This window comes from Pseudomonas syringae KCTC 12500 (assembly GCF_000507185.2).
GTDB classification, from domain to species: domain Bacteria; phylum Pseudomonadota; class Gammaproteobacteria; order Pseudomonadales; family Pseudomonadaceae; genus Aquipseudomonas; species Aquipseudomonas syringae.
The window spans coordinates 1,567,916-1,592,601 of record NZ_AYTM02000002.1; the positions used below are offsets into that span (position 1 = coordinate 1,567,916).

Here is a 24,686-nt window from a genome sequence, read left to right on the forward strand (position 1 = left end):
CGCCATGCCTTGGCTGCAAGTCCGTCTCGCCATCAGCCCAGAACAAGCCGAAACCTACGAAGACGCCCTTCTTGAAGTCGGCGCCGTGTCCGTGACCTTCATGGACGCTGAAGACCAGCCGATTTTCGAGCCCGAACTCAATACCACGCCGCTGTGGACGCATACCCACCTGCTGGCGCTGTTCGAAGCCGACACCAACGCCGAGATGGCCCTGGCGTACCTGAGCCTGCTGACCGGCGAAGAATTGCCCGAACACAGCGCCGAAGTCATCGAAGATCAGGACTGGGAACGCAGCTGGATGGATAACTTCCAGCCGATGTGTTTCGGCAAGCGTCTTTGGATCGTGCCGAGCTGGCATGCTGCGCCGCAACCGGACGCCGTAAATCTGTTGCTCGATCCAGGCCTGGCCTTCGGCACCGGGACCCACCCGACCACCGCGCTGTGCCTCGAGTGGCTGGACGGCCAGGACCTCGAAGGCTGCAACGTGCTGGATTTCGGCTGCGGATCGGGCATTCTGGCCATCGCCGCACTGCTGCTGGGTGCCGAACAGGCCGTTGGTACCGATATAGACGTGCAGGCACTGGAAGCCTCTCGTGACAATGCCGGACGCAACAATATCGCGGCCGAACGCTTCCCGCTGTACCTGCCCGAGGATCTGCCACACCAGCAGGCCGATGTGCTGGTCGCCAACATTCTGGCTGGCCCGCTGGTTTCCCTGGCGCCGCAACTGGCTACCCTGATCAGAGCCGGCGGACGCCTGGCACTGTCAGGCATCCTTGCCGAACAGGGTGAGGAAGTTGCGGCAGCCTATGCTGACAGTTTTGATCTGGACCCGATCGCTAACCGAGATGGCTGGGTACGCATCACGGGTCGCCGCCGTTAACCGCCGCTTCAACCGGACAGCCGCATGACCGACAGTTTCGTCACCCAGTGCCCGCACTGCCAGACCAGTTTCAGAGTCAGTCACGCTCAACTGAGCGTGGCCCGTGGCGTGGTGCGGTGTGGCGCCTGCCTGCAGGTGTTCAACGCAGCGCGGCAGTTGCTCGAGCAACGCGCAAGCGATGATTCCGAAAAAGAGGCGCTGCCAGCCTCGCCGGTGGTCGCAGCCCTGCCCGAACCGGAGCCCCTGCCGACGCCAGTGCCGGAGCCCGAGCAGAAGCCGGAGCCACAGCCGGAGCCGGAGCCGGAGCCGGAAAAGGTGCCCGAAGAGGACGACCCCTGGCAGGTCAGCGAACTGGATCTGGACAATCTCAATCTGGACGAAGAACTGGCCCGCCTCGAACAACGCGAGACGCGCAGGCCTGACACCTTTGCCCGCCCGGTCAGCGACATCGACAACGACGCTGTGAGCCTGACGGCGAAGCGTGACAGCCGGCAGAGCGATGAGGCGGCATGGGTCGATACGCTGCATAACGACGATGTCGAGCAACTGCCCGAGCTGCATGCAGAAGTTATCCCGGATAGCGACTCTGCAGAAGCTGCCGAGCCGCCGGAGGACGACAAACGTACCGAGCCGTCACTGTCACTGGACAAGGATCTGGACGATGACGAGCCGCCGATGCCAGTCATCATCCAGCGCAAGGCCGCGCCTGCCCAGAAGGTCGAGCGCTGGTCAGCGGTGGATGACGATGATGAAGACGACGACCATGAGCCGGAGCCTGAACCGCGGGGCAAGCGCAGCCGCAACGAACCGGCAGTGCGCGACCAGACGCTCCTTGACCTGACCGACGACCCTTTACAGCTGGACTGGCAACGGCCCAAACCGCGCTGGGGCCGACGCCTGGCCTGGGGGCTGTTGATCGTGCTGGCGCTGGCGGGCCTGGCGGGACAGTACGTCTGGTATCACTTCGATCAGCTGGCACGCCAGGACCAGTACCGCCCGTTGTTTCAGCAGATTTGCCCGCAGGTTGGCTGCAAGGTGCCGAGCAAAGTCGACATTTCCCAGCTCAAGAGCAGCAACCTGGTCGTGCGCAGTCACCCGGAGTTTCAGGGGGCTTTGGTGGTCGACGCGATCATCTACAACCGCGCCTCTTTTTCCCAGCCGTTTCCCCTGCTGGAGCTGCGTTTTTCCGATACCGGCGGTCAGTTGATTGCCAGTCGTCGGTTCAAGCCCAGTGAATACCTGAGTGGCGAAATGGCCGGCAAGGAAGAGATGCCGCCGCAGACGCCGATCCATATCGCGCTGGATATCCTTGATCCAGGTGCCAAGGCCGTGAACTACAGCCTGAACTTCCGCTCGCCGGAATGACACGCCCGACGCCGAAGTGTCGGTCAAGACTGCTTCTTTACACGTAAATTTCATCAAAGAACGCTGCACGATCGCAGAAATTTCGCGGCAAAATACCCTCTTATCGAGGTGGTCGAGCCCCGGCAATAACTGTTCAGATTTTATCCAATTCAGCCTTTATCCAGTCATCGAGAGCGGGTATCATGCCAACCCTTTTTCAAACTCTCGGTTCGATCTGGCGGTGGCGCATGCGGCTGGCGGGATGAGCCGTTGCAGACCGGGTGAAACAGTTTTTTACACGGCCTGCGGATGATTTGGCCTCCACAACAGGTAAGGCTATGTCGGCAGTACGCATCGGCCCATATACAGTGCAAAACGGCTTGATTCTCGCCCCGATGGCGGGCGTCACCGACCAGCCTTTCCGTCAGCTGTGCCGAAGACTCGGCGCCGGCCTGGTGGTTTCGGAGATGGTCACCAGTGACATGAGCCTGTGGAACAGCCGCAAGTCGCGTCTGCGCATGATCCACGAAGGTGATCCCGAGCCGCGCTCGGTACAGATCGCCGGTGGTGATCCGCAGATGCTGGCAGACGCAGCACGTGCCAATGTCGAACTGGGCGCCCAGATCATCGACATCAACATGGGTTGCCCGGCCAAGAAAGTCTGTAACAAGGCAGCAGGCTCGGCGCTGTTGAAGGATGAGCAACTGGTCAACGACATCCTGCAGGCCGTCGTGGCTGCAGTCGATGTACCGGTCACGCTGAAGATCCGCACCGGATGGGATCGTGACAACCGAAATGGCCTGACAGTGGCGAAAATTGCCGAGCAGGCGGGCATCACGGCACTGGCGGTACACGGGCGAACCCGTGCCGACCTGTACACCGGCGAGGCCGAGTACGACACCATCGCCCAGATTAAACAGGCCGTGTCGATACCGGTCTTTGCCAATGGCGACATCGATTCACCGCAAAAGGCCCGGCACGTGCTGAAGGCCACCGGTGCAGACGGATTACTGATTGGCAGGGCCGCACAGGGGCGTCCCTGGATTTTTCGCGAGATAGAACACTTCCTGCGGACCGGAGAAACACTGCCGGCGCCGCAGTCGAGTGAAGTGGAACGCATTCTGCTTGAGCATCTGGCAGCGCTCCACGTTTTCTATGGAGACGTGATGGGCGTGCGCATTGCACGCAAACACGTCAGTTGGTATCTCGCAACCCTGCCGGGCGCCAGAGAGTTTCGCGCCCACTTCAATCGTTTGGAAGATACGGAAGCACAGTGCGCCAACGTCCGGGAGTTCTTCAGCCAAGGCTGCAAGGGCCCGGATAACGAGAATGATAAAGAGGTGGCCGCATGACGATGATGACCGAGACTTTAGTGAGTGGAACAACACCCGTGAGCGACAACGTCAATTTGAAACAGCACCTCAACACGCCGAGCGAAGAGGGTCAGACCCTGCGCGGAAGTGTCGAGAAGGCGCTGCACAATTATTTCGCCCACCTCGAAGGCGCATCCGTCACTGACGTCTACAACCTGGTGTTGTCGGAAGTCGAGGCTCCGCTTCTGGAAAGCGTGATGAACTACGTCAAGGGCAACCAGACGAAGGCCTCCGAGCTGCTGGGACTGAATCGCGGTACGCTGCGCAAGAAACTCAAACAGTACGATCTGCTTTAAAGCATTCAAAACAGAAAAGGCGACCTTGCACCGCGGTCGCTTTTTTTTGCTGACTTCTTTTGCTTTTGATGGAAATCGAGATGACCGACCAGACTACCCGCCTGCCGATCCGCCGCGCTCTGATCAGCGTATCCGACAAGACAGGAATCCTTGAGTTTGCCCGCGAGCTTGAAGCGCTGGGCGTCGAGATTCTTTCCACTGGCGGTACGTTCAAGCTGCTCAAGGACAACGGCGTCGCGGCAGTCGAAGTGGCCGATTACACCGGCTTCGCTGAAATGATGGACGGCCGGGTCAAGACCCTGCACCCCATGATCCATGGCGGGATTCTGGGTCGTCGCGGCATAGACGACGCCATCATGACCGAGCACGGCATCAAGCCGATCGATCTGGTTGCGGTCAATCTGTACCCGTTTGAAGCCACTGTTTCCAAGCCGGGCTGCGACCTGCCGACCGCCATCGAAAACATCGACATCGGCGGCCCGACCATGGTCCGCTCCGCGGCGAAGAACCACAAGGACGTCGCCATCGTGGTCAATGCCAGCGATTACGGCCAGGTCCTGGAAAGCCTCAAGGCCGGAGGCCTGACCTACGCTCAGCGCTTCGACCTGATGCTCAAGGCATTCGAGCACACCGCCGCCTACGACGGCATGATCGCCAACTACCTGGGCGGCGTCGACCAGACCGCCGAAACCCTGAGTACCGAAGGCCGCAGCCAGTTCCCGCGCACCTTCAACACCCAGTTCGTCAAGGCTCAGGAAATGCGCTATGGCGAGAACCCGCACCAGAGCGCGGCGTTCTATGTCGAAGCCAAACCTGCCGAGGTTGGTATCGCTACCGCCACCCAGTTGCAGGGCAAGGAGCTGTCGTTCAACAACGTGGCCGATACCGATGCCGCCCTGGAATGCGTCAAGAGCTTCGTCAAACCGGCCTGCGTGATCGTCAAGCACGCCAACCCGTGCGGTGTCGCGGTCTGCCCGGATGATGAAGGCGGCATTCGTCAGGCTTACGAACTGGCCTATGCCACCGACTCCGAGTCGGCATTTGGCGGCATCATCGCCTTCAACCGCGAGCTGGACGCTGCAACCGCCAAGGCCATCGTCGAGCGCCAGTTCGTCGAAGTGATCATCGCACCAAGCGTCAGCGCCGAAGCCCGCACCATCGTCGCCAGCAAAGCCAACGTGCGCCTGCTGACCAGCGGCCAGTGGAGCGAGCGTCTGCCTGCCTGGGACTACAAACGCGTCAATGGCGGCCTGCTGGTACAGAGCCGTGACATCGGCATGATCACCGAGGCCGACCTCAAGGTCGTTACCCAGCGTGCGCCGACCGAACAGGAAATGCATGACCTGATCTTCGCCTGGAAAGTCGCCAAGTACGTCAAGTCCAACGCCATCGTCTACGCCCGCAACCGCCAGACCGTCGGCGTCGGCGCTGGCCAGATGAGCCGCGTGAACTCGGCGCGTATCGCCGCCATCAAGGCTGAACACGCCGGACTTCAGGTTCAGGGCGCCGTCATGGCCTCCGATGCCTTCTTCCCGTTCCGTGACGGCATCGACAACGCGGCCAAGGTCGGCATAACCGCTGTCATCCAGCCAGGCGGCTCGATGCGTGACAATGAAGTGATCGCTGCGGCCGACGAAGCCGGCATCGCGATGGTGTTTACCGGCATGCGTCATTTCAGGCACTAAGGGCAGCTTCAAGCTTCAAGCTAAAGCCTAACGCACTAACCATTCAACGCCATGAGCTGCACGCAAGCTGCCCCCGCTTCTACTTGCAGCTTGTAGCTAACAGCTTGTAGCTACTCCAAAGGAGTCTGTTTTGAATATTTTGATCATTGGCAGCGGCGGTCGTGAACACGCCCTGGCATGGAAAGTCGCCCAGGACCCACGCGTGCAGAAGGTGTTTGTCGCACCGGGCAATGCGGGCACGGCGATCGAGGCCAAATGCGAAAACGTGGCCATCGACGTTCTGGCACTGGAGCAACTGGCGGACTTCGCTGAAAAAAACGTTGCGCTGACCATCGTCGGCCCTGAAGTGCCTTTGGTTGCAGGCGTCGTCGACCTGTTCCGCAGCCGTGGCCTGGACTGCTTCGGCCCGACCGCCGGTGCTGCGCAGCTTGAAGGTTCCAAGGCGTTTACCAAGGACTTCCTGGCGCGTCACAAGATTCCTACTGCCGACTACCAGAACTTCACCGAAATCGAGCCTGCCCTGGCCTATCTGCGTGAAAAAGGCGCGCCGATTGTCATCAAGGCCGACGGCCTGGCCGCAGGCAAGGGCGTGATCGTCGCCATGACCCTGGCAGAAGCCGAAGACGCCGTACGTGACATGCTGGCTGGCAACGCCTTTGGCGACGCCGGTTCACGCGTTGTCATCGAAGAGTTTCTCGACGGCGAAGAGGCCAGCTTTATTGTCATGGTCGACGGCAAGAATGTATTGCCCATGGCCACCAGCCAGGACCACAAGCGCGTCGGCGACGGCGACAGCGGGCCGAATACCGGCGGCATGGGCGCATACTCCCCTGCCCCGGTGGTCACCGCCGAGGTTCATCAACGTGTCATGGACCTGGTGATCTGGCCGACCGTCAGGGGCATGGCCGATGAAGGCAACGTTTACACCGGCTTCCTCTATGCTGGTCTGATGATTGATAAAGCGGGTAACCCGAAAGTCATCGAGTTCAATTGCCGCTTCGGCGACCCGGAAACCCAGCCGGTCATGCTGCGCCTGCAATCGAGTCTGGTACTGCTGGTCGAAGCTGCGCTGGCGCAAGCGCTGGACAAGATCGAAGCACAGTGGGACCCGCGCCCGAGCCTGGGTATCGTGCTGGCCGCCGGAGGCTATCCTGGCGACTACACCAAAGGCGCAGTCATCGAGGGTCTGGATGCAGCAGCACAGCTCGAAGGCAAGATTTTCCATGCAGGCACGGCCTTGCAGGATGAGCGTGTCGTGACCAGCGGTGGTCGTGTACTGTGTGCCACAGCGCTGGGTGACAGCGTCGGCAACGCGCAGGAAAATGCCTACGCGCTGGCCGCAAAAGTCGACTGGCAAGGGTGTTTTTACCGCAAGGACATTGGCTACCGTGCCATTGCCCGTGAGCGTGGCGAAGACCAGGAGTAATCGATCGGACCAGCCTCTTCAACCAGAGGCTGGCCGGTTGGTCCGGTATTCGCGGTTTTACCAGGCATTCACTCACGAAGGGATTTCATTGTGCGCGGGCTCAGGATTGCCATAGCCTCAACCGTCGGACTGCTGACCCTGCTGTTCATGCTTTCGGCGCAGGCCGAGCATGGTGCAGGCTGGTCGACGCTGCTCGACGAAAAGGCCCACCTGACGCTGGATGAAATCCGCTCGGCGCGCTATCAGAATCAATTCAGCCCCACCGAACTGGAACGTGTCACGGCTGCGGATCGCGGCGGTGCCGTGTGGCTGCATTACCGCCTGCAACCGACCCAGCACGAACAACTCCTGCGCATCTTCGCCCCGGATCTGTCCAGCGCCGATCTGTATGTCATGGACGGCGATCAACAGATTGACCACGTGCGCACCGGCAATGACGTGCCGATTGAAGATCAGCGACTGCCGTCCAACGATTTCCTGCTACCGGTTCCGCAAAGCTCGGCCCCTCTGGATATCTACCTGAAGCTCGTCTCTGCACAGAAAATGCGCCCCAGCATCACCCTCGAACCGGCGATAAAAAGCGCCGCCAACGAGACCCAGCCGTTGCTGTTCGGGCTGCTTTTTGGCGCGCTGTCCATGCTGATCGTGCAGAACCTGACGCGTTACGGACACACCCGGTCGCGCAGCAATCTGTGGCTGGCCGCCTGCGAATCGTTACTCGGGCTCAGTGCCCTGCTGCTGCTCAACCTGCTGCGCCCGATCGACCCGTGGAATATCGCGCAAACCCCTAGCGCGCACTTGGCACTGCTGCTGGCCGCTGTCGCAGGACTGATCTACACCTACTATTTCTTCGTCCACCGCAATGCCCGCAAGCTCGACCGTCTGTTGCTGGGCACCGCGGTGCTCATGGGGATCGGCGCCTCGCTGGTGCTGTTCGACGAGCAGTTGCCGATCAATATCCTGACGTTCGGCCTGGTCTCGTTGACCACCCTGAGCATTCTCGCGGTGTCGATGTGGCACTGGCAGAAGGGCTATCGCTCGGCGCGCCTGTTTGTCCTCGGGATGATCACCTTCAATATCGGCTACATGGTGGTCCTGCCCGGCCTGCTGTGGCTGAGCCTGGTGCCGCCGCAATGGCTGATACTGGCGCTGCTCAGCGTGTTTTGCATCAGCGGACTGCTGATGAGCCTGGCGCTCAGCGAACGCCATCGCAGCATCACCGAAGACCGGTTCAGCATCAGCCGCGATCAGGCAGCCAGCACCGCCGAAATCAACGCCAAGGCCGAGTTCCTGGCGAAGATCAGCCACGAGATTCGCACCCCGATGAATGGCGTGCTGGGCATGACCGAACTGCTGCTCGGCACGCCGCTGTCGGTCAAACAACGCGACTACGTGCAGACCATTCACAGTGCTGGTAACGAACTGCTGACGCTGATCAACGAGATTCTCGACATCACCAAGCTTGAGTCTGGGCAGATCGAACTGGACGACGTGCAGTTCGACATCGGCGCGCTGGTCGAGGACTGCCTGAATATCTTCCGCGCCAAGGCCGAGCAGCAACAGGTCGAGCTGATCAGCCAGATTCAGCCTCAGGTGCCGCGTGTCATCAACGGTGATCCGACTCGCCTGCGCCAGACGCTGCTGAGCCTGCTGGAAAACGCCCTGAAGAAGACCGACGAAGGTGAAATTCTTCTGGCCGTCGCCCTCGAGTCCTCGAAAAGCGGCAATACGCGGTTGCGCATTTCGGTTCAGGACAGCGGCGAATCGCTTTCCGATGAAGAGCGCGAAGAGCTGCTGCACGCCGAACTGCACAGCCGTAACTTCCTGGCCAGCAGCCGGCTCGGCGGCCACCTCGGACTGGTGATCGCTCGTCAGCTGATCGTGCTGATGGATGGCGAATTCGGCATTCAGAGCACTGGTGCGCAAGGCAATACGTTGTGGCTGAACCTGCCGCTGGACGCAAAGCTGCTTGAACAGCCGACCATCGATCTGGACAGCCCGCTGAAAGATGCCAGGGTGCTGGTGGTCGATGACAACGACACATGCCGCAAAGTGCTGGTCCAGCAATGTAGCGCCTGGGGCCTGAATGTCAGCGCCGTGGCGTCCGGCAAGGAGGCCCTGGCCCTGCTCAGAACCAAGGCGCACCTGCGCGACTATTTCGATGTGGTCCTGCTCGATCAGAACATGCCGGGCATGACCGGCATGCAACTGGCCGCCAAGATCAAGGAAGATCCAAGCCTGAACCACGACATTCTGTTGATCATGCTGACCGGCATCAGCAATGCGCCCAGCAAGATCATCGCGCGCAACTCCGGCATCAAGCGGATTCTGGCCAAACCGGTAGCAGGCTACACGCTCAAGACCACGTTGGCAGATGAACTGACCCAGTTGAACAAGGGTGTCGTGTCGAACAAGCCCGGCCCGATCGTGGCTCCGCCGGTCAACGTCCCTGGCGACTTCCGGATTCTGGTGGCCGAAGACAACAGCATTTCGACCAAGGTCATCCGCGGCATGCTCGGCAAGCTCAACCTCAACCCCGATACCGCGAGCAATGGTGAGGAAGCGTTACGTGCCATGAAGGCGCAGCGTTATGACCTGGTGTTGATGGACTGCGAGATGCCGATACTCGACGGTTTCTCGGCCACCGAGCAATTGCGCGCCTGGGAAGTCGGCAATCAGCGCGTACGTACCCCGGTCGTTGCACTGACCGCGCATATTCTCACCGAGCACAAGGACCGGGCACGCCAGGCTGGCATGGACGGCCACATGGCCAAGCCCATCGAGCTGTCCCAGTTGCGCGAACTGGTAGAGCACTGGGTGGCGCACCGTGACAAGGCCCGCGGGCTGACGGCTGACGACGAGCGCTATCGGCAAAACTGACAGCAACGGGAAAGGCCTATGGCCTGATAGACTGGCGCTGCCATCCACCTGCTGCTGTGAGTCGAAGCCATGCTTCACGTGTTGTTCAGCGTCTATCTGAAAATGCTGGTGCTTTACAGCCCGTTTTTCGTTCTTTCCTGCTTCATCAGCCTCACGCGAGGTCACTCGCGCAAGGAGCAGCGGCGCCTGGCCTGGAAGGTGGCACTGGCGACACTGGTTTCCAGCGTGCTGCTCTACCTGTTCGGACGGGTTATTTTCGATGTATTCGGCATCACGGTGGATGCGTTCAGAATCGGTGCCGGCAGTGTGCTGTTCATATCGGCACTGGGCATGGCACAGGGCAAGTCAGCGGTGCAGACCGATAATATCCAGCAGGATGTGACTATCGTTCCTTTGACCATCCCGCTTACCGTCGGCCCCGGCACGATCGGTGCGTTGCTGGTCATGGGCGTCAGCCAGCCCCACTGGGACGACAAACTTACCGCCATCCTGAGTATTGCGCTGGCCAGCCTCACCGTCGGCGTCGTGCTTTACCTCTCCAACCGTATCGAACGAATCCTCGGTGATCAGGGTTTGCAGATTGTCAGCCGCTTGATGGGCTTGTTTGTCTGTGCGCTGGCCGCGCAAATCATTTTCACTGGCATCAGGGGCTACCTGCTGCCCTAGACAGGGTTCAGATACTTGCAGACCGCACCAGCCCCAGCGCCCTGCCGTCCAGATAACGCATAACCTCGTCACGGTGAGTTGCATACACCTTGCTGTCAAAGATGTAACTGCCGCCCTTGAAGTGAAACAGCAGTCTCCGTCTTCCTGGCGCATGGTCGTCAACGCTCAGGTGCAGACTGCAAAGCAAGAGGAGCATCCTGCCAGACTCATACTTTTCGTAGGGTACGACCTGAAAACTGCCCAGACGTCCCTGATCCAAGCCGTTTTGAAAATACGACTCCGCTGCCTGATTGACCCCCACTGCAGCAACCGCACGCTGCACCATGTCGCTAAGACGCTTGCGATCCGCGGGATGACTGACCTTGAACGTCGCCTCTAATAAATCGTCGACACTGCTCACCACCAGTGAGTCACCCAAGACCAGGCCCTTTTGCTGTATGCCGCACGTCTTGAGGCGGCTGCGGTAGTAATGCATCCAGCTGCCCCACTGGGTCTTGAAATCAAACTGCCTGCCCGCGAACAACTGAGCGTCCAGAAGCACGTTCTGAATATCCGTGCGCTCCTCGCTCGCAAGTCCGGGCAGAAACGCGACCATACTGGGGATATTGCCCAGATAGGCCGCATTCTCTGTATCTGCACTCATTTGCGTTACTCCCTTCCATGGGCTTTTCGAGGTTATTAAAGACTGATGATTTCGGCTGCGGCACGATCAGCAAGCGCGTCCTGCACAGTCTGGCGAAACGGCTCGAAGCTCTGGCGACTGAAGCGGAACGCAGTAGCGACGGCATGCACCTGCATTTCGCCGCCCACTATCTGCCAGAAATAACGCGCGGGCCGCAGCGCCAGGGTGGTCATCTGCAGGCTGCACAGGAGGATCGACACTTCGTCCTTACTGCGCATTGCACATGGCATGAGCTGAAAGCTTTCAGAACGCCCGGACGTGAACCAACTGCTGAAAAAACTCGCCGCATGATCACTGCTCAATAACTTGTCGAACGAACTGCGGTACAACTGGCGAAGCTCGCCGGCATTATCGACCACGGGTAGCTGCAGTTTTCCGATATCCCTGAAACTGTGGATTTTCAATCGGGCATCGTTGATCCCGGCGCTCCGCAAACCGCCAGTGGCGGCAATCGAGCGCTGGTAAGCCTCCAGCCATGCACGCCACTTCGTCCTGGAAGAATGGTGATCATCTGCGACCAGTCGGGCATGGCGCAGACAATCGATTATGTTCTGGCGCAAATCAGGTTCAACATTGCGGGCGAAGGACAGCAGGCCGGCGTCCGTCAGCAGGGCTTCATCCGGATCAGACATCTGAACTGCCCCCAAGCGACATGATCAGACCCGCGCGCTTGCTCGACAGCACGGTGTCGATGCCATCGCGAAACTGCGAATAGACCTGTTCGAACAGCTGCATTGCATAGACAGTCACAGCGATGTTGCCGTAGACACTTGTCGGCTCGATGACCTCGAAAAGAAACCCGGATGACAACGGCTGACGTGTGGCGAACTGAAACTGCGCCAGTTTCAGGTTCTGCCGGGTGTCGACGAACGCCAGTTGCAGAAGCACGCTGACCTGCAACTTGCCCGCGTGATTCAAACCGCTCTGTATGGTCTGGCTGCGCAGCAGATGAAGCGCTTCGTTCGTGAAGGACTGATTGCCCACCTTACGCATGAACGCCTCCGCATGCCGGAGCGTCTCGGCTGGCACGAAGGGGGCGAGCGCACGCGTCATGCAACTCCACACCGTTTCGACAGACTCTTCCGGCAAAGGCTGGCTGGTGTGTTCGTTGGCACTCGGCAACCAACCGAAACGCTGCGCTGCGGCGAGACGGGTTTCATTCCATTTTTCGGGTTCGGCAAACTTCGAGTGTTGCTTCGATGCGGCCAACTGCACGTACAGCATCGAATCCAGCACATCGTTTTTCAGGGATACCCGCTGCGGTTCGGGGAAAAACATCAAACAGCCCGCATTGACGACTACGGCATCCAATTCCTGTTTCATGGGAAAATTCCTTTTATCCCGAAGGCGGAGGCAGTCCATGCCTCCGCCAACACTCCGGTCAGATTTCGAAATCTGCAATCGCACGTCTGGCATTATCGTCCAGCCGTTGCTGGATCATGTCGCGATGGCGCGCATACAGCGCCGTATTGAGCAACAGGCTGTCCTCACCCTTCCAGGTCTGGACACTGGTGTCCTGCCACTCCCAGAACAGTACGTTGGTGACGTCACTGTCAGCCTGAAAACTGACCGCTGCCATGGCCAGACTGACGATGCTGTCCTCGGATTCGATACAGGAGGCGATACGGAAGCTACCGCCACGATGTGCCTTGGTCTGGCTCTCGAACAGGCGCAGGGGTTCTTTTTTGGCCCTCAATGCGGCGATTGCATCTCCAGCCACCTTGAGCATCAGCAGCGATGCAGGCCCAGGTAACGCGGCAGCTGCAATGGCCGAACCAAGGATCTCCAGACCCAATTCGTCCATCGTGAAACGCTGATGGGTGGCACGATAACGCGCATAGTTCCACTGAGTGGAAAGCCAGCCCAGCTTCGAAAGCACTTCGTTGAACTTGTCATACCACTGATCACCCTGGGTTTGAGCGCTGAACGCCTTGTTGGCCACCAGGGTGGCAAACAGAAAGGAATTTATTACGTCCTGCTTGCTCTGCGCCGACATCCCGGCGGCAAATGCCAGCAGACTGCCTGCGACCACCGCCGCCTCATTGCCGGGTTTCGCGTCAGTGACGTCACGCGCCTTGAGTAAGCCTGGATTGGCCGCCGCCGCGTACGCGCCGAACGAAGATGGGCATTCAGCCAGCTCGCAGGCGGCGATGTAATCGAGGTTGTCAGTGCTGTTCATGGTTTTTTCCTGTGTCATTTCATTAGTCCTTTAATTCATGAGTCCTGGTGGACTGAATCGAGACTAACGAAATAAATCAGGCAGTTTTCTCGGTGCTTCCCGTTTGCCCCGTGATGGCTTTCGCGCACCAGGCTGCCGAACGTGACACGCAGAGCGAAATTCGACGCGCCATCTGCCTCCCGGTTTACCGCGGGTGAGCGAACATTCCGGTGAGATTTCTGGCGTCGGACTACAGACTACGCAGATTGAAGAGAGCCGATTCGCTCAAGCCTGTGAGCCGAAACACCAACTCACAGGCTTGAAGTGAGATCACCACTTCAGCACTTTCCCACAATAGGCAGCAGCTGGTATTACACGTGTGCGAGCTCACGCCGTAGGCTTGTTGCCGTACCAACGCGGCGTATAGACCCAGTTGCCGCCTTCGTGGCGCGCAAAGGTGCACGTCAGGGAAGAGCCGATCAAGACCATGGTGCGCATGTCCACCTGCTCCGGGGTCAACTCGCCGAGCGTGATAACCCTCAGAGTCTGGCCAGGACGGCCGATGTCGCGCCCCAGCGTCACGGGCGTTGCAGGGATGCGATGCTGGCGGACAATCTCCAGCGCGCGCCCCAGTTGCCAAGGTCGGGAGCGCGATATCGGGTTGTAGAACGCCAGAGCCAGATCGGCCTGGCAGGCGAGGTCCAGACGCTTTTCGATGATCTCCCAGGGCTTGAGGTTGTCGGACAGCGACAGCACACAGAAATCATGCCCCAGCGGCGCACCGGCCTGGGCTGCGGTGGCCAGAGAGGCCGAGACACCGGGCAGAATCTCCAGCTCGACCGCATGCCAGTGAGGATTATCCGACTCATGCAACGCTTCAAGCACCGCTGACGCCATGGCGAACACTCCCGGATCACCGGACGACACCACGACCACCGAGCGGCCTTGAGCAGCCAGCTCGAAGGCATGTCGGGCACGCTGCATTTCTTCGCGATTGTCAGTGCAGTGCAGCACTTGGTCGGCACGAAACGGCCCCGCCATGCGCACATAGGTCTCATAGCCCAGCACATCGTTGGCACGTGCCAGTTCGGCCTTGACCGCAGGCACCATCAGATCTGCTGCACCAGGGCCCAGGCCAATGACTGCAACGCGGCCACGTCCGCGACCGATGCTCTGCACCTCCAGCGGTTGCGCCGCGACAGCAATCGCTGTGTGGGCGTCGACGCAGAGCGGTGGCAACAGCTGCGGCACAGCCTTCATGGCCATCTCGCTGGCCGCAGCGGCGCTGACGAATCGCACCGCAACGTCCAGCTCGGCGGCAGCCTTGTGCAGGTGCGGATTGGCCATCTGCTCCTCGGCAGCCAACAAACAGGCCAGAGACTGCCCGGCGATACGTGCTTCGCGCAGGGCCGAGCGCACGTGCTCAACCAGTTGATCTGTGAGGTCAGTCAGCGCAACCAGCACATTACGCGGGTAGATCAGCAATTCATGGGGTGAAGGCTCGCGCAGGGCACTGCCGACATGGATGGCCAGCGCCGCCTGTGGATCTTCGGGCAGTTGCGCCTGAGCCAGCCACGGGGCTTGGCCCTCGATGCGCACGGGTTCACCGGATAGCAGGTCGGAAACGAAACGCTTGCCCAGCTCCAGATCGCCCAGCGCATAGCCGCTTGGCGGATTGAGCAGGCAGGTGCCGAAACGCAGCTCGCCGCTGGTAGTGATCGACGGCGCAACGCCAAGCCCGCTGGCGATGCTGCGCGCCAGAACATTCACCCCGCCAAGGCCGCCGAGCAGCGGCACCACGGCGCTGCCGTCTTCGGCCACAGCGAGCACCGGCGGTTCGGCGCCCTTCTCCAGCAGCACGGCGGCCAGGGTGCGAATAACGATACCGGCCGCACAAATGGCGATGATCGGCGTGTTCTGTTGATACAACTGGCGCAGCGTCGCGCCGAACTCACTGTAAGTACGGTCGGCACCCTGCACGCGCTCGGCCAGGCCATGAATCAGCGCATCGGGAAACAGCTGTTGAATGCGCCGCGCGGTAGCAAGGCTGCCATTGCCGAGAATGACGATGGCCGGAGTCATGGAGGTCATTAGCCTTGCCACCTGTCGCCAGGGACGATAATCAACGAAAAATAGGGAGACGACGTCGGGTCGACCTGATCCAGCGGAACGATTTTCTGGTTGCTCATCGTGGCGCGCTCGACATACAGCGCACGCCCGGCCATCCCCAGTTCGATCAGCACTTCGCGGACCTTGTGGAAGTTGCGCCCCAGTTTCATGATCACCGCCGCGTCGGCATCGGCCAGCTTGCGTTTCAGGTCATCGTGGGACAGCACACCGGACAGCACCGACAGGCTCTGATTGCGATACACCAGCGGCGCGCCCAGCACCGAAGCACCGCCGAGCATCGAGCACACGCCCGGAATCACTTCAGCGTCGTAGTGCTCGGCCAGACGATCATGCAGGTACATGTAGGAGCCATAGAAAAACGGATCGCCTTCGCAGATCACCGCCACATCGCGTCCGGCGTCCAGGTGCGCGGCAATGTGCCGGCTGGATTCGTCGTAGAAGTCGCTGATGAGCTTTTCGTAGGACAGTGTTGCCGGCAATGCCTCGGTGGTAACCGGGTAGACCAGCGGCATCAGGGTCTGAACGTCCTGCAGATGCGCTTCGATGATGCCGAATGCGTTGCCCTTTTTACCCTTGGCCACGAAATACGCCACCACCGGCGACTCGCGCAGCAGGCGCAGGGCCTTGACGGTGATCAGCTCCGGGTCGCCGGGGCCGACGCCCAGGCCAATCAATCGACCGCGTGCCTGCATCATTCGATCTCCGTGGCCAGTGCGTTGACAGCGGCCACGGCCATGGCGCTGCCGCCACGACGGCCCTGCATGATCACGAACGGCACGCCGCGGCTGTCGGCGGCGAGCATCGCCTTGGACTCGGCGGCGCCGACAAAACCGACCGGAAAACCGAGAATCAGCGCAGGCTTCGGCGCACCGGCATCGAGCATTTCCAACAGGTAGAACAGCGCGGTCGGCGCGTTGCCGATGACCACCACGCTGCCTTCCAGGTGCGGACGCCACAACTCGAGCGCCACCGCAGAACGCGTATTGCCCAGCTCCAGGGCCATTTCCCGTACGCCTTCATCATGCAAGGTGCAGATGATCGGGTTATCGGCGGGCAGACGGGTGCGGGTAATGCCTTCGGAGACCATCCGCGCATCGCACAGGATCGGCGCTCCGGCGGCCAGAGCGTTGCGCCCGGCAGCACCGGCACCCGGCGAGAAGCGCAGGTCTTCGATGACTTCGACCATCCCGCAGGCATGGATCACGCGCACGGCGAGTTTTTCCAGGTCGGCAGGGATCGTGTCAAGACGCGCTTCGGCGCGAATGATCGAGAAAGAGTTGCGATATATCTCCTGACCATCGCGGATGTAATCAATCATGCATGTTGCTCCGTGAGCCGGCGTTCAACTGCGCACCGACTGCTTTAATAGTAAGGTTGCGCGCGCGCAGCACGCCGAAACCGGCATGCGCTGTATCGCGAAAATAAAGATCGTAACGGCCCGGCGCGACAGCCAGCAAGGTTACTGGCGCTACGTGGGCGGCGGCGCAGGAACGCGTGCAGCCGCTCAAGTGAACAGCCTGGCCGGTAGCCAGCACGGCAGCCAGTTGCAGGGCGTCGGCCTTGGTGTCGGCCAGCCCCTTGGCGCACCCGGCAGAACCGGTACAGGCGAGCATCTGCGCCAGCGGTTGCTCGGCCGCCCCGAGGAAACCCGATGCCTGCAACGCGCCCAGCACCGCCGTCGCGCGCTCGACCGGCACGTTGGGCAATAACAGGCTTTGCCAGGGGGTCAGACGCAGAGTGCCATCGCCCTGATCCGCCGCCAGTTGCGCCACGCTGGAAAGCATCGCCGCATCGAGACGCCCCAACGGTACTGCAGCGCCCACCGCAACCTGGTCAGGCTGGGCCTGTGGATAAACACCGATATGCCGAGTGCCCTGAATGGCCGGACGCTGCCAATCGGCGATCGCCTTATCGGTGCGCACTGTGCAGCCGGACCGAGTCGACAGCTCGCGCAGCAGATCGGCGGTCGATACCTCGGCCAGCAGGTGCCGCATCCGGGTGTGCTCGGGGCGGGCCAGGTCGAGAAACAGCTCCAGCAGTGCGACAACCAGCGTCTTCCCCTCGGCCACAGGAACAGCGGCCAGCGGTCGATCACGGGCCGGACAGCCGGCCAACCCGAACGCCAGCAACACTTCGTCATCGAATTTCAGCGCCGACAGCCACACGTCGTGCGGGTGTTCGAGCATGACCAGCGCTTCGCCAGCGTCCAGCGACAGGGCGAACTTGGGGGACAGCTCATGAAAACGCGGGTGATGTTCCAGCGCGTCGAGAATCTGCGCCGCCAGCGGCCGGGCATCGAAGAGCATCTGCGGGTCCAGCCCGGCCGTCGGGCTAAGCATCAGGTTGCGCACATCGTCGCTGGCCGGGTTGGCGGGGCCGAGCCCTGCCGCCATCAAGGCACTGATCAACCCGTCATGATCAGCACCAATGCCGCGAATCTGCAGGTTGGCGCGGTTGGTGGCTTCAATAACGCCGTGTGCATAGGTGCGTGCGGCCTCGGCAACGGCCATGGCCTGCGCACTGGTGATCACCCCGCCCGCCAGCTTGATCCGGCAGATCCCGCCGTCCAGTGCCGGGACGATACGCAGCAACCCCGGACAGGCCGAGGGGCGTAGCGTTGCAGAGGATGTGCGAGCGGACTGCTGCTCGTTCAATGGGTCACCCGATGTGAACTGGCTGGAAACGGACGTTGATTAGAGCACTTGTACCCCGTCGGGCGCGGTATTATGCCTGCTTTGTCCGCAGGCATGAAAAGGCGCTCTGTCGGAAGTTCGGATTGAGGTAGGTACATGTCACCGTGGCTGACAGTCGTGGGAATCGGAGAAGACGGTTACAAAGGGCTCGGCAAGAACGCCAGACACGCTCTGCTGCACGCTGATCAGGTGTTCGGCGGCCCGCGCCAGCTGGCGTTGCTGCCACCGTGCATTCGCGCCGAGCGACGTGCGTGGCCGAGTCCTTTCTCGTTGAACCCTGTGCTCGAGCAGCGGGGTGCCGAGATCTGCGTACTGGCCAGTGGCGACCCGATGATGTTCGGCGTCGGCGCCAGTCTTGCACGCGTGGTCAGCATTGATGAAATGCGCATCCTGCCCGCGCCCTCCTCTTACTCTCTGGCAGCAGCCCGCCTAGGCTGGCCGCTGCAGGACGTCGTCACCCTGTCAGTGGTTGCACGGCCAGTAGCGGCGCTGAACGCACACTTCCACCATGGCATGCGTCTGCTGGTGTTGAGCAACGACGGCAGCAGCCCCGCCGTGATTGCCGGCTTGTTGCGCGAGCGCGGCTTTGGTCCAAGCCGCATGACCGTCCTGGAGCATCTGGGTGGCGAAGCCGAGCGACGCGTCGAAGGGCTGGCCAGCGAGTGGGGCAACCCCGAGATCGCTGCGCTGAACCTGGTTGCCATCGATTGTCGCGCCGACGCCAGCGCCATCCGTCTGAGCCCCATTTCAGGTCTGCCGGACAGCGCCTTCGAACATGACGGCCAGCTCACCAAGCGCGACGTACGCGCCATAACCCTCGCCCGCCTTGCGCCACTACCGGGCGAACTGTTGTGGGATGTCGGCGCGGGCTGCGGCTCCATCGGCATCGAATGGATGCGCGCGCACCCGACCTGCCGGGCGATGGCCATCGAAGCCGATGAAGGCCGCCAGCAACTGATCGAATTCAACCGCGACGCACTCGGCGTGCCTGGCCTGCAAGTGGTGCGGGGCAGCGCGCCTCAGGCATTGAGTGGTCTGGAACGCCCGGATGCGATTTTCATCGGCGGTGGCGTGACGCGTATCGGCGTACTGGAGACCTGCTGGGAACAGCTGCGCCCGGGCGGCCGACTGGTCGCCAATGCGGTCACCCTGCAAAGCGAAACCGCCTTGATGGCTTGGCGCGAACGGCATGGCGGCGAGCTGACCCGTATCCACGTCGCCCACGCGCAGCCCCTCGGTGAATTCGACACGTGGCGTCAGGCGTTGCCGATCACCCTGCTGGACGTAGTCAAACCCTGATGCGCGAAGAAACCGCCGAACAGCCTGCGCCACTGCGCAGTGGCCTGACCACTGGCAGCTGTGCGACCGCAACCAGCCTGGCGGCGGCGCGACTGTTGCTCTGCGGGCAGGTCAGCGACGCGGTGGGTATCGTCCTGCCAAAGGGCAAACAGGTGCAGATGCGCCTGGAATTCTGCCGGCTTGTGGATAACTTCGCGGAAGCCGCAACCCTCAAGGATGCCGGCGATGATCCGGATGTCACCCACGGCGCGCTGGTGTTTGCCCGTGTCAGGCTGCAAACAGCAGCGGGCGTGCGCTTCGTTGCAGGTGCAGGTGTCGGCACCGTGACCCGCCCCGGGCTGGTGCTGGCAGTCGGTGAGCCGGCCATCAACCCGGTGCCTCGGCGCATGATGACCGAGCACTTGCTGCAACTGGCCGAAGAACAAGGCTACAGCGGCGGATTCGAGGTCACGATCGGCGTCGAGGGCGGCGAGGCGCTGGCGCTCAAGACCATGAACCCGCGCCTTGGCATTCTCGGCGGACTGTCGATTCTCGGCACCAGCGGGATCGTCCGGCCGTTCTCCTGCGCAGCCTATATCGCCTCGATCCATCAGGGCATCGACGTCGCCACCACCAACGGCTATCGGCATATCGCCGCCTGCACTGGCAATGCCAGCGAAGACACCATGCGCCGCGTCTACAAAATTCCGGACATCGCCCTGATCGAGATGGGCGACTTCGCCGGTGCGGTGCTCAAGCACTTGCGCAAGGTGCCTGTGGATAAGTTGAGCGTGTGCGGCGGCTTCGGCAAGATCAGCAAGCTGGCCGCCGGACATATGGACCTGCACAGCCGCCATTCCAGCATCGACCTGCCACAGCTGGCGCAATGGGCTAAGGATGTTGGCGCGGATGCAGGCCTGCAACAGCAGATCCTTGCAGCCAACACCAGTCAGCAAGCGCTGGCGATAAGCGCCGCGGCGGGTGTGCCACTGGGTGACGAAGTGTGTCGCCATGCGCTGAATTTTGCGCGCAGCATCGTGCCTGCGAGCGTTCAGGTGGAGGTTTTCGCAATTGATCGTCAGGGCGGGCTGGTGGGTCAGGCTGGCGTTCACTCACAGAGAGAGGCGACATGAAACGCATACTGCTGCTGGGCGGTATTACCGAGGCTCTGGCCATTGCGCGAAGGCTTGGGCCTGAGCACATCTACAGCCTGGCGGGCGTGGGCCGGGTGCCGTCTGATTTGGCCTGCCAAATGAAGGTCGGCGGTTATGGCGGCGCCGAGGGCATGACGCGGTACATGGGCGAACAGGGCGTCGACTTGCTGCTGGACGCCACCCATCCCTACGCCGCGCAGATCAGCCACAACGCAGCGCGTGCGTCCAAACTGGCTGGCATTCCCTGCTGGGCCTTGCGCCGCACCGCGTGGCAGGCAGGTCCGGGAGATGACTGGCGCGAAGTGGCTGACTGGTCAGAACTGGCCACTGCCCTGCTTCCTTTCAAGCGCCCGCTGTTCACGCTGGGTCGCGAGCCCTTGCAGCACTTGCACGAAATACCGCCGCACCAGTTCTGGACACTCCGGGCACTGGACGACTACCCCGGCAACGAACGCTGCGAAGTGATCGGCGCACGCGGCCCATTCATGCTGGAAGACGAACGCCAGTTGTTCGAACAGCGCCGCATCGACGTACTGATCAGCAAAAACAGCGGCAGCAGCTCCACCGAACCCAAACTCGACGTCGCCCGCGAACACGGCCTGCCCGTCCTGATCCTCAAACGCCCACAGTTGCCTGACGTCGACCGGCTGTTCTGGGGTGTGGATGAGGTGCTGGAGGCCTTGGGGTTGGATTAATGAGCGGTCTTTAGTCCTCACTGATACCCCTGAAAACACCTCGGACCTGTGGGAGTGAGCTTGCTCACGCATAGACCGGTGCAGCCGCTGAAAATCTGTTGATCCGTTAATACGCCTTCGCGAGCAAGCTCGCTCCCACAAGGTCAGCGGTGCTGCAGAATATCCACATGGCTCGAAAGACCCCGAGCCTTTGGAAATAAGCCACATAGCTTGAAAACACCTCGGACCTGCGGGAGTGAGCTTGCTCACTAAGAGGCCAGTGCAGTCGCTAAAAATCTGTTGATCCGTTAATGCGCCTTCGCAAGCAAGCTCACTCCCACAAGGTCTGCGATGCTGCAGAATATCCACATGGCTCGAAATACCCCCGAGCCTGCGGAAATAAGCCCCATAGCTTGAAAAGCCCTCGGACCTGTGGGAGTGAGCTTGCTCACGAAGAGGCCGGTGCAGCCGCTGAAAATCTGTTGATCCGTTAATACGCCTTCGCGAGCAAGCTCCCATAAGGTCAGCGGTGCTGCAGAATATCCACATGGTTCGAAATACCCCGAGCCTGCGGAAATAAGCCACATAGCTTGAAAACACCTCGGACCTGTGGGAGTGAGCTTGCTCACGAAGAGGCCAGTGCAGTCGCTAAAAATCTGTTGATCCGTTAATGCGCCTTCGCAAGCAAGCTAGCTCCCACAAGATCAGCGGTGCTGCAGAATATCCACATGGCTCGAAATACCCCGAGCCTTTGGAAATAAGCCACATAGCTTGAAAACACCTCGGACCTATGGGAGTGAGCTTGCTCACGAAGAGGCCGGTGCAGCCGCTGAAAATCTGTTGATCCGTTAATACGCCTTCGCGAGCAAGCTCCCACAAGATCAGCGGTGCTGCGGAATATCCACATGGCTCGAAATACCCCGAGCCTGCGGAAATAAGCCACATAGCTTGAAAACACCTCGGACCTGTGGGAGTGAGCTTGCTCACGAAGAGGCCGGTGCAGCCGCTGAAAATCTGTTGATCCGTTAATACGCCTTCGCAAGCAAGCTAGCTCCCACAAGATCAGCGGTGCTGCAGAATATCCACATGGCTCGAAATACCCCGAGCCTGCGGAAATAAGCCACATAGCTTGAAAACACCTCGGACCTGTGGGAGTGAGCTTGCTCACGAAGAGGCCGGTGCAGCCGCTGAAAATCTGTTGATCCGTTAATGCGCCTTCGCGAGCAAGCTCACTCCCACAAGGTCAGCGGTGCTGCAGAATATCCACATGGCTCGAAATACCCCCGAGCCTTTGGAAATAAGCCACATAGCTTGAAAACACCTCGGACCTGTGGGAGTGAGCTTGCTCACGCATAGACCGGTGCAGCCGCTGAAAATCTGTTGATCCGTTAATACGCCTTCGCAAGCAAGCTAGCTCCCACAAGATCAGCGGTGCTGCAGAATATCCACATGGCTCGAAATACCACGAGCCTGCGGAAATAAGCCACATAGCTTGAAAACACCTCGGACCTGTGGGAGTGAGCTTGCTCACGAAGAGGCCGGTGCAGCCGCTGAAAATCTGTTGATCCGTTAATACGCCTTCGCGAGCAAGCTCGCTCCCACAAGGTCAGCGGTGCTGCAGAATATCCACATGGCTCGAAAGACCCCGAGCCTTTGGAAATAAGCCACATAGCTTGAAAACACCTCGGACCTGTGGGAGTGAGCTTGCTCACGAAGAGGCCAGTGCAGTCGCTAAAAATCTGTTGATCCGTTAATGCGCCTTCGCAAGCAAGCTCACTCCCACAAGGTCAGCGGTGCTGCAGAATATCCACATGGCTCGAAAGACCCCGAGCCTTTGGAAATAAGCCACATAGCTTGAAAACACCTCGGACCTGTGGGAGTGAGCTTGCTCACGAAGAGGCCGGTGCAGCCGCTGAAAATCTGTTGATCCGTTAATGCGCCTTCGCAAGCAAGCTCAGCGGTGCTGCAGAATATCCACATGGCTCGAAATACCCCGAGCCTTCGGAAATAAGCCACATAGCTTGAAAACACCTCGGACCTGTGGGAGTGAGCTTGCTCACGCAGAGGCCGGTTTTTCACAGCCAAATTGCGTCCCATAAGGGATAATCGCGCACGCTTTTGACCAGGTTGGCTCGAACAGGATTGGCAACGATATAACGGGCAAAATCCAAAAGGCTTTCTTCAGTGCGGATGCTGACGTCGTGGAACCCGCTTTGCCAAAAAGGTCCACTGCAGCCTCTGGCTCTGTTTATGGCGTTCGCGCTTTTCGATTTAACGCGCTGTACAACGCTGGATAATGAGTGACTATTCAACTGCAGCAGCCAGTGAATGTGGTCGGGCATTACCACCCAGGCTAATGACTCGGCCAGTTGCTGCTCTTGAACCTGTCGAAGTTCATCAACCAGCAGACGACCCATGCGCCAATCGGAAAAAACAGGATTTCTCTGAAATGTTTTTGCGGTGACTAAATACATTTGGCCCTTACCGGAGAATCGCCCCAAGCGCAAACGATGTGACTGTGCCCTTTCATTCATCCTCATCACCCAATGGCTGCATGCCGGGGAACGACTGTACGAAACGGGCTCACTCAGCAGCGCTCAAAGGTTTGCCCAAGTGTTTCGGATGTCCAATTGAGCTACCTTTCACTCCTTCATCGAATCCCCGGAGAATCTCCCCATGCTCAAAAAAGCATTGCTGCTGGCCGCACTGCTGCTGCCAGCCTGTGTCGTCCATGCCCATGAGTACAAGGCCGGGTCATTGCTGATTGGCCATCCATGGTCAATGGAGCTACCGCCCAACGCACCGACGGTGGCGGCATATTTCACCCTCGAGAACAAAGGTGACAGCGTTGACCGCCTGATTAGCGTCGACACGCCCATCGCCGGGCAGGCGCAATTGCATGAGCATGTACATGCCGACGGGCTGATGAAAATGCAGCACGTTCAAGCGGTCGACATACCGGCTGGCGCGAAGGTGGCTTTCGCCCCGATGGCCTGGCACGTGATGTTGCTGGACATCAAGGACCGTTCCAAGCTGGTCGTCGGCCAGCGCTTTCCAATGACTCTGCATTTCGAAAAGGCGGGGGATGTCGAGGTGCAGGTCGTGGTACAAAAACAGGCTCCGGAACATCAGCACTGAGTAGTTTTCACGGGCAGGGCCAAGAGCTGATGTCTTCAGCGATACTGTCGCGGCGACACTCCTGGCACCCAGGACCGATGCTGATTCTCCGGGCGCTTGATCGAATAGTGCTTTCGCGCTTTGCCAAAACAGCGGCAACAGCTTAGATTGCTCACTGCGGGGCCTGAAACCACTGAGTGGCGTTGTGATGAATTCCTCCTCATACCCGGTTTCAGGCCCCGCCCTC

21 protein-coding genes are annotated in these 24,686 nt (G+C 60.3%); 12 read left to right on the top strand and 9 right to left on the bottom strand.

What is annotated here, in order from left to right; translation table 11 throughout:
* Positions 1 to 4: 4 nt before the first annotated feature.
* The 8 genes from prmA (at position 5) to V476_RS07290 (ending at position 10,553) form a co-directional block, all read left to right on the top strand.
* Positions 5 to 883 (top strand): 50S ribosomal protein L11 methyltransferase, encoded by an 879-nt coding sequence (prmA, locus tag V476_RS07255; protein ID WP_024959377.1) that lies wholly within the window; start codon positions 5 to 7, stop codon positions 881 to 883.
* Between the two features lie 24 nt (positions 884 to 907).
* Positions 908 to 2,248: a DUF3426 domain-containing protein gene (locus V476_RS07260; protein ID WP_024959378.1), complete on the top strand. Its 1,341-nt coding sequence runs from the start codon at positions 908 to 910 to the stop codon at positions 2,246 to 2,248.
* Between the two features lie 317 nt (positions 2,249 to 2,565).
* On the top strand, positions 2,566 to 3,579 hold the full coding sequence (gene dusB / locus V476_RS07265; protein ID WP_024693336.1) for a tRNA dihydrouridine synthase DusB: 1,014 nt from the start codon (positions 2,566 to 2,568) through the stop codon (positions 3,577 to 3,579).
* Positions 3,576 to 3,896, top strand: coding sequence for a DNA-binding transcriptional regulator Fis (gene fis, locus V476_RS07270; protein WP_002555375.1), 321 nt, complete (start codon positions 3,576 to 3,578; stop codon positions 3,894 to 3,896). The genes dusB and fis overlap by 4 nt, the downstream gene beginning before the upstream one ends.
* A gap of 80 nt (positions 3,897 to 3,976) precedes the next feature.
* A complete protein-coding gene (gene purH / locus V476_RS07275) occupies positions 3,977 to 5,581 on the top strand; it encodes a bifunctional phosphoribosylaminoimidazolecarboxamide formyltransferase/IMP cyclohydrolase (RefSeq protein WP_024959379.1) in 1,605 nt (534 codons plus the stop codon).
* 130 nt (positions 5,582 to 5,711) lie between these two features.
* Positions 5,712 to 7,007: a phosphoribosylamine--glycine ligase gene (gene purD, locus V476_RS07280; protein WP_024959380.1), complete on the top strand. Its 1,296-nt coding sequence runs from the start codon at positions 5,712 to 5,714 to the stop codon at positions 7,005 to 7,007.
* Between the two features lie 90 nt (positions 7,008 to 7,097).
* Positions 7,098 to 9,887 (top strand): hybrid sensor histidine kinase/response regulator RetS, encoded by a 2,790-nt coding sequence (retS, locus tag V476_RS07285; protein ID WP_024959381.1) that lies wholly within the window; start codon positions 7,098 to 7,100, stop codon positions 9,885 to 9,887.
* Positions 9,888 to 9,956: 69 nt separating this feature from the next.
* Complete coding sequence (locus V476_RS07290; RefSeq protein WP_003313945.1) at positions 9,957 to 10,553, top strand: MarC family protein; 597 nt, start codon at positions 9,957 to 9,959, stop codon at positions 10,551 to 10,553.
* Between the two features lie 7 nt (positions 10,554 to 10,560).
* On the opposite strand, the gene V476_RS07295 is transcribed toward V476_RS07290, so the two are convergent.
* From V476_RS07295 to cobG, 8 genes are all read right to left on the bottom strand, one after another.
* Positions 10,561 to 11,196: a hypothetical protein gene (locus V476_RS07295; RefSeq protein WP_024959382.1), complete on the bottom strand. Its 636-nt coding sequence runs from the start codon at positions 11,194 to 11,196 to the stop codon at positions 10,561 to 10,563.
* Between the two features lie 35 nt (positions 11,197 to 11,231).
* A complete protein-coding gene (locus tag V476_RS07300) occupies positions 11,232 to 11,867 on the bottom strand; it encodes a hypothetical protein (RefSeq protein ID WP_024959383.1) in 636 nt (211 codons plus the stop codon).
* Positions 11,860 to 12,558, bottom strand: coding sequence for a hypothetical protein (locus V476_RS07305; RefSeq protein ID WP_024959384.1), 699 nt, complete (start codon positions 12,556 to 12,558; stop codon positions 11,860 to 11,862). The genes V476_RS07300 and V476_RS07305 overlap by 8 nt, the downstream gene beginning before the upstream one ends.
* A 58-nt stretch (positions 12,559 to 12,616) precedes the next feature.
* Complete coding sequence (locus tag V476_RS07310; RefSeq protein WP_003391886.1) at positions 12,617 to 13,432, bottom strand: hypothetical protein; 816 nt, start codon at positions 13,430 to 13,432, stop codon at positions 12,617 to 12,619.
* A gap of 348 nt (positions 13,433 to 13,780) precedes the next feature.
* On the bottom strand, positions 13,781 to 15,484 hold the full coding sequence (cobJ, locus tag V476_RS07315; protein ID WP_024959385.1) for a precorrin-3B C(17)-methyltransferase: 1,704 nt from the start codon (positions 15,482 to 15,484) through the stop codon (positions 13,781 to 13,783).
* Positions 15,484 to 16,218 (bottom strand): precorrin-2 C(20)-methyltransferase, encoded by a 735-nt coding sequence (locus tag V476_RS07320; protein WP_004415974.1) that lies wholly within the window; start codon positions 16,216 to 16,218, stop codon positions 15,484 to 15,486. The genes cobJ and V476_RS07320 overlap by 1 nt, the downstream gene beginning before the upstream one ends.
* Complete coding sequence (locus V476_RS07325) at positions 16,215 to 16,841, bottom strand: precorrin-8X methylmutase (RefSeq protein WP_004415972.1); 627 nt, start codon at positions 16,839 to 16,841, stop codon at positions 16,215 to 16,217. Before V476_RS07325 ends, V476_RS07320 begins: the two co-directional genes overlap by 4 nt.
* Positions 16,834 to 18,177, bottom strand: a complete 1,344-nt coding sequence (gene cobG / locus V476_RS07330; RefSeq protein ID WP_080278435.1) for a precorrin-3B synthase — start codon at positions 18,175 to 18,177, stop codon at positions 16,834 to 16,836. Before cobG ends, V476_RS07325 begins: the two co-directional genes overlap by 8 nt.
* Positions 18,178 to 18,312: 135 nt before the next feature.
* Between cobG and V476_RS07335 the strand changes: the two genes are divergently transcribed.
* From V476_RS07335 to V476_RS07345, 3 genes are read left to right on the top strand one after another with little or no spacing between them, the layout of a single operon-like run.
* Positions 18,313 to 19,515 (top strand): bifunctional cobalt-precorrin-7 (C(5))-methyltransferase/cobalt-precorrin-6B (C(15))-methyltransferase, encoded by a 1,203-nt coding sequence (locus V476_RS07335; RefSeq protein WP_024650486.1) that lies wholly within the window; start codon positions 18,313 to 18,315, stop codon positions 19,513 to 19,515.
* A complete protein-coding gene (locus V476_RS07340; RefSeq protein WP_024959387.1) occupies positions 19,515 to 20,627 on the top strand; it encodes a cobalt-precorrin-5B (C(1))-methyltransferase in 1,113 nt (370 codons plus the stop codon). Before V476_RS07335 ends, V476_RS07340 begins: the two co-directional genes overlap by 1 nt.
* Entirely contained in the window at positions 20,624 to 21,343 is a 720-nt protein-coding gene (locus V476_RS07345) for a cobalt-precorrin-6A reductase (RefSeq protein ID WP_024959388.1), read from the top strand. The genes V476_RS07340 and V476_RS07345 overlap by 4 nt, the downstream gene beginning before the upstream one ends.
* Before the next feature lie 2,054 nt (positions 21,344 to 23,397).
* Here the strand turns inward: V476_RS07345 and V476_RS07350 are convergent.
* Positions 23,398 to 23,856, bottom strand: a complete 459-nt coding sequence (locus V476_RS07350; protein ID WP_024960714.1) for an REP-associated tyrosine transposase — start codon at positions 23,854 to 23,856, stop codon at positions 23,398 to 23,400.
* A 142-nt stretch (positions 23,857 to 23,998) separates the two neighbouring features.
* On the opposite strand from V476_RS07350, the gene V476_RS07355 reads away from it, so the two are divergent.
* Positions 23,999 to 24,460: a copper chaperone PCu(A)C gene (locus V476_RS07355; RefSeq protein ID WP_024960715.1), complete on the top strand. Its 462-nt coding sequence runs from the start codon at positions 23,999 to 24,001 to the stop codon at positions 24,458 to 24,460.
* Positions 24,461 to 24,686 lie beyond the last annotated feature (226 nt).

Bases quoted from the DNA above. Each gene is read 5' to 3' on its own strand.
- V476_RS07345 (WP_024959388.1), top strand. From the start codon at position 20,624: ATGAAACGCATACTGCTGCTGGGCGGTATTACCGAGGCTCTGGCCATT.
- V476_RS07305 (WP_024959384.1), bottom strand. From the start codon at position 12,558: ATGAAACAGGAATTGGATGCCGTAGTCGTCAATGCGGGCTGTTTGATG.
- V476_RS07335 (WP_024650486.1), top strand. From the start codon at position 18,313: ATGTCACCGTGGCTGACAGTCGTGGGAATCGGAGAAGACGGTTACAAA.
- V476_RS07290 (WP_003313945.1), top strand. From the start codon at position 9,957: ATGCTTCACGTGTTGTTCAGCGTCTATCTGAAAATGCTGGTGCTTTAC.
- V476_RS07355 (WP_024960715.1), top strand. From the start codon at position 23,999: ATGCTCAAAAAAGCATTGCTGCTGGCCGCACTGCTGCTGCCAGCCTGT.
- purH (WP_024959379.1), top strand. From the start codon at position 3,977: ATGACCGACCAGACTACCCGCCTGCCGATCCGCCGCGCTCTGATCAGC.
- V476_RS07260 (WP_024959378.1), top strand. From the start codon at position 908: ATGACCGACAGTTTCGTCACCCAGTGCCCGCACTGCCAGACCAGTTTC.
- dusB (WP_024693336.1), top strand. From the start codon at position 2,566: ATGTCGGCAGTACGCATCGGCCCATATACAGTGCAAAACGGCTTGATT.
- V476_RS07310 (WP_003391886.1), bottom strand. From the start codon at position 13,432: ATGACACAGGAAAAAACCATGAACAGCACTGACAACCTCGATTACATC.
- V476_RS07325 (WP_004415972.1), bottom strand. From the start codon at position 16,841: ATGATTGATTACATCCGCGATGGTCAGGAGATATATCGCAACTCTTTC.
- V476_RS07295 (WP_024959382.1), bottom strand. From the start codon at position 11,196: ATGAGTGCAGATACAGAGAATGCGGCCTATCTGGGCAATATCCCCAGT.
- V476_RS07320 (WP_004415974.1), bottom strand. From the start codon at position 16,218: ATGATGCAGGCACGCGGTCGATTGATTGGCCTGGGCGTCGGCCCCGGC.
- V476_RS07350 (WP_024960714.1), bottom strand. From the start codon at position 23,856: ATGAATGAAAGGGCACAGTCACATCGTTTGCGCTTGGGGCGATTCTCC.
- V476_RS07300 (WP_024959383.1), bottom strand. From the start codon at position 11,867: ATGTCTGATCCGGATGAAGCCCTGCTGACGGACGCCGGCCTGCTGTCC.
- cobJ (WP_024959385.1), bottom strand. From the start codon at position 15,484: ATGACCTCCATGACTCCGGCCATCGTCATTCTCGGCAATGGCAGCCTT.
- prmA (WP_024959377.1), top strand. From the start codon at position 5: ATGCCTTGGCTGCAAGTCCGTCTCGCCATCAGCCCAGAACAAGCCGAA.
- V476_RS07340 (WP_024959387.1), top strand. From the start codon at position 19,515: ATGCGCGAAGAAACCGCCGAACAGCCTGCGCCACTGCGCAGTGGCCTG.
- fis (WP_002555375.1), top strand. From the start codon at position 3,576: ATGACGATGATGACCGAGACTTTAGTGAGTGGAACAACACCCGTGAGC.